The sequence below is a fragment of the Paenibacillus sp. MER 180 genome (assembly GCF_023713665.1).
Taxonomy (GTDB): domain Bacteria; phylum Bacillota; class Bacilli; order Paenibacillales; family Paenibacillaceae; genus Paenibacillus_B; species Paenibacillus_B suaedae.
The window spans coordinates 236,074-248,037 of the sequence record NZ_JAMAVT010000007.1 but is presented as its reverse complement, the minus strand read 5'-3'; the positions used below and the strand labels follow the sequence as shown (position 1 = coordinate 248,037).

General features: G+C 51.9%; 9 protein-coding genes. All 9 read right to left on the bottom strand.

Features of this window, described 5'->3' with window-relative positions; genetic code table 11:
• Positions 1 to 4: 4 nt before the first annotated feature.
• On the bottom strand, positions 5 to 862 hold the full coding sequence (locus tag M3661_RS14205) for an inositol monophosphatase family protein (RefSeq protein WP_072730553.1): 858 nt from the start codon (positions 860 to 862) through the stop codon (positions 5 to 7).
• A gap of 101 nt (positions 863 to 963) precedes the next feature.
• Positions 964 to 1,788 (bottom strand): sulfite exporter TauE/SafE family protein, encoded by an 825-nt coding sequence (locus M3661_RS14200; RefSeq protein WP_251486073.1) that lies wholly within the window; start codon positions 1,786 to 1,788, stop codon positions 964 to 966.
• A 147-nt stretch (positions 1,789 to 1,935) separates the two neighbouring features.
• Positions 1,936 to 2,706, bottom strand: a complete 771-nt coding sequence (gene fabI, locus M3661_RS14195) for an enoyl-ACP reductase FabI (RefSeq protein WP_021252279.1) — start codon at positions 2,704 to 2,706, stop codon at positions 1,936 to 1,938.
• A gap of 151 nt (positions 2,707 to 2,857) precedes the next feature.
• On the bottom strand, positions 2,858 to 3,859 hold the full coding sequence (uvsE, locus tag M3661_RS14190) for a UV DNA damage repair endonuclease UvsE (RefSeq protein WP_021252280.1): 1,002 nt from the start codon (positions 3,857 to 3,859) through the stop codon (positions 2,858 to 2,860).
• Positions 3,860 to 4,124: 265 nt separating this feature from the next.
• A complete protein-coding gene (locus M3661_RS14185) occupies positions 4,125 to 4,553 on the bottom strand; it encodes a PaaI family thioesterase (protein ID WP_021252281.1) in 429 nt (142 codons plus the stop codon).
• A 97-nt stretch (positions 4,554 to 4,650) separates the two neighbouring features.
• Entirely contained in the window at positions 4,651 to 6,330 is a 1,680-nt protein-coding gene (locus M3661_RS14180; RefSeq protein WP_251486071.1) for a long-chain-fatty-acid--CoA ligase, read from the bottom strand.
• A gap of 37 nt (positions 6,331 to 6,367) precedes the next feature.
• A complete protein-coding gene (locus tag M3661_RS14175; RefSeq protein ID WP_397376520.1) occupies positions 6,368 to 8,152 on the bottom strand; it encodes an acyl-CoA dehydrogenase family protein in 1,785 nt (594 codons plus the stop codon).
• 103 nt (positions 8,153 to 8,255) lie between these two features.
• Positions 8,256 to 9,437, bottom strand: coding sequence for an acetyl-CoA C-acyltransferase (locus M3661_RS14170; protein WP_072730556.1), 1,182 nt, complete (start codon positions 9,435 to 9,437; stop codon positions 8,256 to 8,258).
• Positions 9,438 to 9,471: 34 nt separating this feature from the next.
• Complete coding sequence (locus M3661_RS14165) at positions 9,472 to 11,868, bottom strand: 3-hydroxyacyl-CoA dehydrogenase/enoyl-CoA hydratase family protein (RefSeq protein WP_251486068.1); 2,397 nt, start codon at positions 11,866 to 11,868, stop codon at positions 9,472 to 9,474.
• Between the last annotated feature and the right edge of the window lie 96 nt (positions 11,869 to 11,964).

The window sequence follows — 11,964 nt, the reverse complement described above, 5'->3', positions numbered from 1 at the left end:
TTCTCTACCCTTGAGCTTTCGCATCTCTTAGCGCTTCAATGAAGGAGCCATGGATATGTCCGTTCGAAGCAACGACATCACGCACGCCCAAATGATAGGGCTTGCCATACGTATCTGTCACCTTGCCACCAGATTCCGTGATCAGCAAGCTTCCTGCCGCCAAATCCCAAGCATTCAGGTTGAGTTCCCAGAACCCTGTCAAGCGGCCTGCCGCCACATAGGCCATATGGAGAGCAGCTGAACCTGCGGTACGGATGTTGCGAACCTGCGGCGCAAGTGCAGTAATTCCCGCCAGATTCGCAGGCAGCGCACGCTCGCGCTCCGTGGGGAATCCGCTTGCAATCAAGCTGGCTCCAAGCTGCTGCTCAGGCGCCACCTGCATTCGGCTTCCGTGCACATAGGCCCCCTTGCCCTTCTCTGCGACGAATAGTTCGTCTCTCATCGGATCGTACACAATCCCAACAATGACTTCTCCCTTATGCGCCAAAGCAATAGAAACGGAGTAGAATGGGAACCCGTGAACATAGTTCGTGGTACCATCAAGCGGATCGATGATCCATACATATTCCTCCTGCAGTGCGTTCTCCAACGCCCGCTTGGCTGCATCCTTTCCAGGATCTACCGATTCTTCACCGAGAACGGCATGCTGCGGAAAATGAGTCAACAGCAGACGACGAATCATCTGCTCGGCTCCTTTGTCAATTTCGGTAACGAGATCGTGCATAGATGATTTTATATTGAGCGATATGTACTGCCCTAATTTACTCTTGATCCATTCACCTGTCTTAGCCGCACAGTTGACCGCTACCGCTGTATAACTTTTACTGGTGACCACGTGTGGAGTTTTATCTGAAGTATTCAAGGCTTCACGCTACTTTCTATTAAAAATTGCTTCCTTTTCTTCCAATATACGTAGTAATCAGTTATAAGTTTCGTTCGAATACCCTAGCCTATGTAAAATGTTCATGAGCCTGCAAATCCACTCACAATCATGCGAATTGCCAGTACGAACAGGGTAATTCGGAGGACAAGCAACAGCCCTTTGCCAGACATTCGATTCGCAATTGCGGCCCCTAATCTTCCGCCGATCCAAGCGCTTGGAGCCAATACCGCTACCAGCATCCAATCGACCGATCCATTCCAGGCATGAACCGTAGTTCCGAGAATGGAGGATAGAAAGATGACAAACATGGATGTGGCTGAAGCGACATGCGGCGGATAACGAAATAACAGCACCATAAGCGGAACGAACAACGATCCTCCCCCGATCCCGAACAGCCCTGAGATGAAGCCGACTGCAAATCCAATAAACAGCATTGGCACAACACTGTATCCATATTCAGTCGCTTGACCAGAGGGAGCTACATACGTACGTGTGCCTCGCCACGTGATATTCACCGGCTTCAACCGTTCCTTCACGATCATCAGAATTGCCATCCCGAGCATGAAGAACCCGAACACCAAGTTAAATACATTGTCCTTGAAATACTCCGTTAACGCCGCACCCAGCATAGAAGCAGGCCCGCTCGTTATAAAATAAATCGCACCGCTTCGCCAATCCACCCGCTTCACCTTCATATAGGCAAGTGTGGAGGAAAGCGCTGTAAAAATAAGCACCGCTAATGAAGTTCCCACCGCTGTCTGGGAGGATATCGCTTCTCCTAGCAAATGCGGCCCGAAAAAAATCAGCCCCGGTACGATGATAATACCGCCGCCCAGTCCGACAAGACTGCCGAACGTTGCTGCAATTAGGCCAATAAGAACAAGAAATACAATGGTTGCTGCCATTTGGATGCTCCTACTTTCTCCTCACATAGTAAGTCCCTATTACTGAGCGGGATGAGATTGCCCGGCCACCCGGATAAATAAAAATCCGCCCGCAGGCAGCTACCAATTCAGGCGGCTGCCAGGCAAGGCGGATATGGAAGTCGAGTGTTACACGCCGACAATGTGGAAGCCGCTATCCACGTAGATCACTTCACCCGTAATGCCGCGTGAGAAGTGGCTCATGAGGAACATTGCAGTATCGCCAACTTCCGCCGTGTCTGTCGTGCGGCGCAGTGGAGCCTTCTCTTCAACCTGCTTCAAGATCGAGTTGAAGTCGCTGATGCCCTTCGCAGCAAGCGTACGGATCGGACCTGCGGAGATCGCATTGACGCGAATGTTGAACTGTCCCAGATCTGCCGCCAAGTAGCGAACAGAAGCCTCAAGCGCAGCCTTCGCTACACCCATGACATTGTAGTTCTTCATCGCGCGTTCTGCGCCGAGGTATGTCATCGTCATAATGCTTCCGCCTTCTGTCATGAGCGGATGCAAGCGCTGTGCTACAGCTACGAGAGAGTATGCGCTGATGTCTTGCGCAAGCGCAAAGCCTGCACGGGACGTATCTGCATACAGTCCTGTCAATTCTTCTGTTTTCGCAAATGCGATACTGTGCACAAGACCATGCAGTGTACCGAATTCTTCACGAAGTCTATCTGCCAATTGATCGATCTCTTCATCTACTGTAACGTTGCACGGAAGAATGATGGCGTTTGGAATCGTCTCTGCCAACTTGCGTACACGCGCTTCTACACGTTCGCTCTCGTATGTAAATGCCAATCTTGCCCCTTGTGCGGCGAGTGATTGCGCGATGGCCCATGCGATGCTGCGATCGTTCGCGACACCCATAACCACGATATTTTTACCTGCTAATAATTGAGACATTGCTAAATTTCCTCCTCTCGCCATTTCGCATCATCAAATTTGGTTTCATGAACTATGCATGCCCCTTTTGGCTGTTGCGGAAAAGCTCTTTTTTCAACGTATCCTATTTTTGCTTGATTTTCAAGTAGCAAGTGGATCTCATCGCTAAGAGCTACGGATCAATTCGCACGCTCGCTTGGTCGAGAATCGTAACCCCTTCCGCCGTATAAGGGACAAGATCCCGCATCAATTGAAATAATGCCCCGTCCTTCTGCTTCGCTTCCAGCATGACATCGATGCGCTCCGTATAGGGAGCAATCGCCCTGAGGAAGGCGAGTAGGGGCTTCACTTCCACATAATCGGCATGGCCACGTATATCGGAAGCGCTCTTCGGACTGGATACATGGATTTTAGGTGGGAGGGGATCGTCCGGCGCTGCGTCCGCCTGCCCAAATGGCGTCTGCCATGTCTTCAATATGCGCGGCCACAGCTCATCCAACGATTCCTCTTCATGATTCACCCACTGATGGTGAATATCCAGTACCATCGGAACACCAAGCTGCTCGCTTATATGAAGTGTCTCTACCGCATTGAAGGTTTTGTCGTCGTTCTCCAGTGTCATGCGCTTCTGTACCTCTTCAGACAATGTCTTGAAGTTCTCTATGAATCGCTCTCCCGCGATCTTCTTATTTCCATATGCCCCGCCGACATGAATGTTGTTCTTCGCACGAGCATCCACTCCCATGGCCTTGAACATCCGAACATGATGCTCCAGATCCTTTACAGACTTGATGAGCACATCTTCGCGCGGCGTACTCAGGACGGTAAAGTGATCGGGATGGAATGACACGCGCATATGATGCTCATTAACATATTGTCCAATTGCCTGAAATGCCTCCTGCAAGGCCGGGAATGGATCCCAGTCGCTTAGTTCGGGATGTGTAGCCAACGGGATTAGCTTCGAAGAGAAGCGGTACAGTTGAATGTCATGCGCACGATTGTGCTTCAAGAGCCGCAATGTATTATGCAAATTTTCTTCCGCTATGCGTTCCGCCTTGCGCAACGCCGCAGCACGATCTTCCAGTTTACAAAATGATGTGAATGTCATCGTGCGCGACGGCGAAGCATTCGCCACCGTGACGGACATCGCCACGTATCCGAATCGAACCAGCATACTTCGGACCCCTCTCCACTTCTATCGCCGTATAGGCCCTACTTCTACCCTGCCTGATAGGCATTCTCTCCTTCTAGCATAACCTTACTATCCTGCGCTTAATCGAACTAGGCTAAGAGATATTCGTAGTTGCGGATGTACCGAGTGCCGTCTCTCCTCATCACTAAATTTGCGCCAACACTCCTAACCTGCCTAACAATGCAAAAACCCCTGACCGATTGGTACAGGGGCTTGCTTTATGAAGTTACCGTTACCTATTACATGGTTATATCACCCGGAATGTCGCCAGCGCAAGGGAACCGAGCTTGCCATCTGCATCCGTTACTCGTCCTGTGCACGTAATTGAACGGCGCGTTTCATGCACGATTTCCGCCGTAACTCGAATTTCTCCGGTATGCAGCGGCGCAACGAAGTTGACGTTCAAGTTGGACGTAACGGTATGTTCATCAGGACGAGCCAGCATCGTAGCCAATCCCATAGCGTTATCCAATAGGGAGGACAGTACCCCTCCATGAACGATGCCAATGACGTTCAAATGATGGGGTTCAGCATCAAGTTTCAGAACGACATGCCCCGGCTCTGCCGTTATCGTCTCGCAGCCAAGGTAATCCCAGAAGGTTCCCTTCGCTTGCGCATACAATTGATCAAGTCGCTCACTGGCAATAGCTACTGGGGATGCGGCCTGTTCTGCCATAAAAATCTCCGCCTCCGATCGCTTTCGTATTCAACCTTATGCCTGCTAGTGGTTCTACTGCTTTTCGCTTAATTGCTTATTCGCTTTTTTTGCTTTTTTACTTTTTCACCAGTAATTCTTCCTCTTCCAGAAGCATGCGGCGCAGCACCTTGCCTGCAATCGTCTTCGGCAGCTCACTGCGAAATTCGTATTGGCGCGGTACCTTGAAGGAGGCCATCCGCTCGCGGCACCAGACATTTAACTCCTCTTGGGTCACTTGGGTACCTGTGCGAGTCACAATATATGCCTTGACCGTCTCTCCTCGGTAGGAGTCGGGCACACCGACTACGACGGCTTCTTTCACGCAAGGATGCTCGTACAGCACTTCCTCCACTTCCCGCGGATAAATATTGAACCCGCCGGCAATGATCAAATCTTTTTTTCGATCTATGATGGAGAAAAAGCCATCCTCATCCTGCCTGCCCAGATCCCCTGTATACAGCCAGCCATCCCGAAGCGCCGTTACGGTCTCCTCCGGCTTGTTCCAATACCCCTTCATTACTTGTGGCCCGCGGACAACTAGTTCCCCTACCTCGCCCTGTGGCAACTCTTCTCCCGTGTAGGAATCAACAATCTTCGCCTCCGTATCGGGGAATGGAATGCCAATAGAGCCGTTTTTGCGCTTGCCCCAGAGCAGGTTCGCATGCGTAATCGGCGATGCTTCCGTCAAGCCGTACCCTTCGATAAGCACGCAGCCTGTTATCGCCTCGAACTTCTCCTGCACCTCAAGCGGCAGCGAAGCAGCACCGCTAATGCACGTGTGGATGGAAGATAGGTCATAACGATCCGTGTCAGGATGATTAATGAGCGAAATGTACATCGTCGGTGCCCCTGGGAACACGGTCGGGCGCAGCTTATGAATAATGCGCAGCATCTCAGAGGGTTCGAATTTCGGCACAAGCACGTTCATCCCCCGGCATAACGTACACAGATTCATCAAAATGGTCATTCCAAACACATGGAAAAATGGAAGCGCTCCCAAGAAGATTTCTTCTCCGCGCTTCACCTTATAGAACCATGAAGCTGATTGCATCGTATTGGCAACCAAGTTCTGATGAGTCAGCATCACCCCTTTAGGGGTGCTTGTCGTCCCTCCCGTATACTGCAGCAATGCCAGATCATGTTCTCCATCGATCTCGGCGCACATAAATTTTGGCGGAACGCTTTTGAGCAGCGGAGCGAAGGCATGAACCTGATCATCATAAGTGATCCCTGCCGCCTGAACATTTTTCTTCATCTTAAAGGCAAACAGCACGTTTTTCGGAAAGGGCAAGTAATCCTTAATTGAGGTTATGATCGCGTGCCGAAGCGTTGTGCGTGCCTGAGCGGCACGCACACGCGGATATAATACATCAAGAGTTATGATCGCAGCCGCACCGGAATCGGCTAGCTGGATTGCCAGTTCCCGCTCCTTATAAAGCGGATTCGTCAGTACAGCTATGCAACCAGCCATTAACGTACCGTAATACGCAATAACGGTCTGTGGACAGTTGGGCAGCATAATTGCCACTCGTTCTTGCCTGCCGATCCCAAGCCGCACAAGCGCGTTTGCGAATCGGCAGCATTCTTCAAGCAGCCGCTCATAGCTCAGCTGCTTCCCCATGAATTCGAGCGCAGGCCGTGTCGGATATTCTTGCGCTGCATCAATGAGGAATTGGGCGACATTTTGTCGCGGGTAATCATACGTCGGGTCAATTTCCTGCGGGTAATGACGGAGCCATGGCTTCTCCAATGGCATGCCTAACCATCCCTTCCTCGCGGGGAGCTCCCGCGTATTACGAGACCACGTATTTTTCCGCTTGAATCACGCGTTCCGCTATCTCACGCTTGATGCCAACGCCGTCAATCGGCGTGCTCTTCGCCAGCTTCTTCAGAATGGACAGCTGCGTGCGCAAGACATCGCCTGACTCCATTGCCGCCAGCGTTTCCTTAGCTGTTCGTTCAATATCAGCGAATGCCTCATGCATGTATACGGTTGTCATCTGCATCGCAAGTTTTGCTTTCGCTTCGCCGGACTTCGCCATCAGCTTGCTAGTGCGCAGCAGCGTGCTTTCCATTGCATATACAGCAATCATTAAATCAGCAAGGTTGCTCAAGATTTCCTGATGCTGCTCAAGCGATGTACCGTATTTCTGAGCCGCCAATCCACCAAGCATAAGGAATATCTTCTTGGTCATCTGGACGAGATGTTCCTCCTGCTCCATCGCTCCACCTGATTCCGGCATGGATACGATAGACATCAGATCGGCTTGGAGTGCCTTCGCCTTCTGCAGGAGCGGCAATTCCCCCTTGGCGGCCCTCTTAAGCAGCGTTCCTGGGATAAGCAATCTATTGATTTCATTCGTTCCTTCGAAAATGCGGTTAATGCGGGAGTCGCGGTAGATGCGCTCGATTTTATACTCCTGCGTAAAGCCGTAGCCGCCGTGAATTTGTACGCCTTCATCGGCTACGAAATCAAGCACCTCTGAAGCGAACACTTTATTAATGGAGCATTCAAGCGCATATTCAGCAATTGCCTTGGCCATTAACTGCCCCGAATCCGGCTGCTTGTAATCGATGTCCTTCAGCACATTGTCCACCAAGCCAGAAGTCCGATACACCATCGACTCCGTTACATAAGTACGGATGTTCATATCCGCCAGCTTATTGCCGATCAGAGAAAATTCTGTAAGCGCCTTGCCGAACTGTTTGCGTTCGCCAGCATATTTCACGCTCAGCTCGATCGCTTCCTTCGCTGCTCCGAGACATCCCGCGCCCAGCTTGAAGCGGCCGATGTTCAAAATATTGAACGCAATGACATGTCCGCGGCCTACCTCTCCAAGCACATTCTCCACTGGAACCTTGACGTCCTCGAAGAAGAGCGGACAAGTGGAAGAACTCTTGATGCCCATCTTCTTCTCTTCCGGCCCAACCGTGAAGCCTTCCATTCCCTTCTCAACAATGAATGCCGTGAAGTCCTTGCCGTCTACCTTCGCATATACGATAAAAATATCCGCGAAGCCTGCATTTGTAATAAAAATTTTTGAGCCATTCAGCACGTAATGACTGCCATCCTCAGACAGCTTCGCTGTCGACTTCGCACTAAGCGCGTCTGATCCGGATGACGGCTCCGTCAGGCAATAAGCAGCGATTTTAGCGCCTGTCGCCAGGTCAGGCAAGTACTTGGCCTTCTGCTCCGGTGAGCCGAAGAACACGATCGGCAGTGTTCCGATGCCCACATGCGCGCCAACCGAGAGCGCAAAGCCAGATGCTTTGGTCAGCGTTTCGCCGATCAGCGTAGAGCTGACCTTGTCGAGCTCAAGACCGCCGTATTCCTCTGGAATATCTGCGCCAAGCAGCCCGATTTCCCCGGCCTTGCGCATCAGCTTAACCGTCAAATCGTAATTCAATTTTTCCAATTCTTCGTCGTGCGGCAGCACTTCTCCTTCTACGAAATCACGAGTTGTATCCACCATCATGCGCTGTTCTTCGGTGAAGTCCTCCGGAGTAACAATCGCATCGGGAGTGATGTCATCAATGACAAAGCTTCCGCCTTTGATTTTCAGTTCCAACATGGTCATGGTAATCTTCTTCCTTTCGAAGTGGATTAAGAATGGATAAATGGCTTTGAATCATTTGATCAATCTGAACAACAATGCAAGGCAATAAGTCTACGCACAGCGTTTAAGCAAACACTTCGAACACTCCGGCAGCTCCCATTCCACCACCGATGCACATGGATACGACACCATAGCCGCCACCACGTCGGCGAAGCTCATGCAAGAGTGTTGCCGTCAGCTTCGATCCCGTACAGCCAAGCGGATGGCCGAGCGCAATCGCGCCGCCATTCACATTCACCTTGCTCTCATCCAGCCCTAAGTGGCGAATGATATGCAGGCATTGCGAGGCGAATGCTTCATTCAGCTCAAACAGATCGACCTGATCCTGCGTAATACCGGCCTTGCGCAGCGCCTTCGGAATCGCTTCTACAGGTCCGACGCCCATAATGTCAGGCGCGACGCCAGCCAACGCGAAGCTGCGGAAGGCCGCAAGCGGCTTCAATCCAAGCTCCTTCGCTCTATCGGCGCTCATCAGTACACAGGCTGCCGCGCCGTCATTCATCGGCGAGCTATTGCCTGCCGTGACGCTGCCGCCCACGGAGAACGAAGGCTTCAGCTTCGCAAGCACTTCTTCTGTCGTGTCCGGCCGAACGCATTCATCCATATCGAAGGTCAGTTCTTTTTCCCAAGGCCGTCCATTGCTGTCGACCCCTCTCTGTACCGTTGAGACAGGTACAATCTCGTCACGGAATTTGCCTTCGGCGATGGCTGCCGCAGCCTTGCGATGACTGTTAGCAGCGAATTGATCCTGATCCTCACGGCTAATGCCGAATCGCTTCGCAACATTTTCCGCAGTGTATCCCATGCCCATGTATACTTCCGGCATTTCTGAGATCAGCTTCGGATGCGGTGCGAGCTTGAAACCGGTCATTGGCACCGCGCTCATGCTCTCTACCCCGCCGGCAACAATCGTGTCCGCAGAGCCGGCCATAATCCGTTCTGCAGCAAATGCGATCGATTGCAGGCCAGAAGCACAAAACCGGTTAACCGTAACCGCAGGCACCTCCTGCGGATAACCTGCATACAACGACAAGATTCGTGCCATGTTCAAGCCTTGCTCGCCTTCCGGCATTGCGCAGCCGAGTATGACGTCCTCAATATCCGATTTGTTCAAGCCTGGTGCGCGTCGAACAACTTCCTCCAGTACCGTTCTCCCCAGATCCTCAGCTCTCGTCTGCGCGAGACTTCCCTTCTTCGCCCGGCCAACCGGCGTACGCGCTATAGATACAATGACAGCTTCTTTCATTGCGATCTCCCCTCATTCCTAATTTGGAAGGATATTAATTGCGCAGCGGCTTGCCCTTGGAGAGCATGTGCTGCATGCGCGCCTGCGTCTTCGGTTCGCCGCACAGGCTTAAGAAAGCTTCACGTTCCAGATCGAGCATGTATTGCTCGCTCACCAAGCTGTTCGCCGGTACGTTGCCGCCCGCAAGCACATGCGCCAGCTTATTGGCAATCAGTCGGTCATGATCCGAAATATAGCCACCGAGGTGCATCGTATAGGCTGCCAGCTGCAGGACGGATTTGCCAGGTTCACCAACAACGCGGATGCGCTCCTCTTCTCTCGGCGCATATCCGGCCCGATCCATTTCCAGCACGGCCATCTTCGCCTCATGTATACGGCGATCCGGGTTGATAACGACGGAGTCGTTAGGCCCCATATAGCCGAGCCGCTTCGTGTCATGTCCACTTGTCGATACCTTCGCCATAGCAATTGTTTCGAAATAGCTGTTGATGTACGATTGCAGGTCTGGATTCGTTTGGCCGACGATTTGGCTTGAGCGCAAGGTCATCTCTTTACAGCCGCCGCCCGCTGGAATTAAGCCAACGCCCGTTTCGACCAATCCGAAGTACGTTTCCGCAGAGAAAATGATTTTGTCTGCCGGCAGGCACGCTTCTACCCCACCACCAAGCGTCATTTGATGCGGCGCAGCTACAACAGGCTTCTCCAGTCTCTTCAGCGTCAGCATCGTAGTCTGGAACTGGCGGATGATAAGATCAATTTCATCCCATTCCTCTTCCTGAGCCTCCATTAGAAGCAGCATGACATTGGCGCCCACGCAGAAATGACGCCCTTCATTTGCCACAACGAGTCCGCGGTAATTACGGCGAACTTCCTCCACGCTTTTCTGAATCATGGTCAAAATATCCGCACCGATGGCATTGTTCGGCGAATGGAATTCCAGACAAGCTACGCCGTCCCCGATGTCAATCAAGCTAGCACCCGGGTTAGATAGCACGACCTTGTTCTGCTGCTTGAGCTGCTTGAGCGAAATATGCTCCGCTGCCGACTCCAGCTCAGTCCACTCCCCGCCATGAACGTAAAATTGTTGTGCCTCCCGCTTCTCATAGAAGTGAGTATGTCCTTCAGCAATCCACGCGCGTACCCAATCTGGCAGCACGTCGCCCTCTGCCTCCATACGTTTGGCAGCCGACACCAAGCCGATCGCGTCCCATACTTCGAACGGCCCGAGTTCCCAATTGAAGCCCCATTTCATCGCATTGTCGATATCGACAATCGAATCGGCGATTTCGCCCAGCTTGTGCGCCGAATAGAGCAGCACCGGCTTCAGCGTGTTCCATGCCAGTTCGGAATAACGATCCTTTGTACCGAGCAGCGCCTTGATTTTATTCGCTGCGCCCTTGGCAGACTTTGACGCTTCCAAGGAGGCGGAAGAGATTTTGCGTACCGGCTCGTAGTCCATCGTGTCAAAGCGCAGTGCCTGTATGACCTTCCCAGAGTCGGTCTTTACCTTCTTATAGAAGCCCTGGCCCTGTTTCTCACCTATCCAGCCTAAGTCAACCATACGGGTGAGAACATCCGGCGCGCTGAATACATCTTTCTCTACTGTCGCTGCTGTCTGGTCATGCACATTCGCTGCTACATGCACGAACGTGTCAAGTCCAACCAGATCAAGTGTACGGAACGTTGCGCTCTTCGGGCGACCAAGCGCAGGCCCAGTGACAGCATCTACTTCCTCGACCGTGTACCCAAGCTCCATCATATTTCGCAATGTAATAAGCAGTCCGAATGTACCGATTCGGTTGGCGATAAAGTTCGGCGTGTCCTTGGCTACAACGACGCCTTTGCCGAGGCGACGCTCACAGAACTCATGCATGTAGGACACAATTTCCGGATCTGTCGTCTCTCCCGGAATAATTTCAAGCAGCTTCATATAACGTGGAGGATTGAAAAAATGAGTGCCTAAAAAGTGCTTTTTAAATGACTCTCCGCACGAAGCAACCATGTCGTTGATGGATATGCCCGACGTATTCGATGTTACGATCGTTCCCGGCTTCCATACCCCTTCGATTCGCTTCAGCAGGTCGCGCTTCACATCCAGTCTCTCGACGACGACCTCAATAATCCAATCCACGTCTGCAAGCTTCGACAGATCATCTTCGAGATTGCCCGGTGTAATTCTGCCCGCGAACTCTTCACTATAAAGCGGTGCCGGCTTCGTCTTCTTCAGGCGCGCGATCGCATCCGCAGCTAAACGATTGCGTACAGCTGGATGCTCCAGTGTGAGTCCTTTCTTAGATTCAGCTTCTGTAAGCTGGTTCGGTACAAGGTCGAGCAACAAGCAGCGAATGCCCGCGCCCGCCAAGTGGGCGGCAATAGCCGCACCCATTACGCCAGAGCCGATAACGGCGGCGCATTGAATCGGTTGAACCATATGCGAGTTCCCTCCCAATTTGTAATGGTCTGTGTCACATGATGAGAACAACAAGAACGACTTCAAGACTTTAATAGATATGAAATTGTTGGCTGA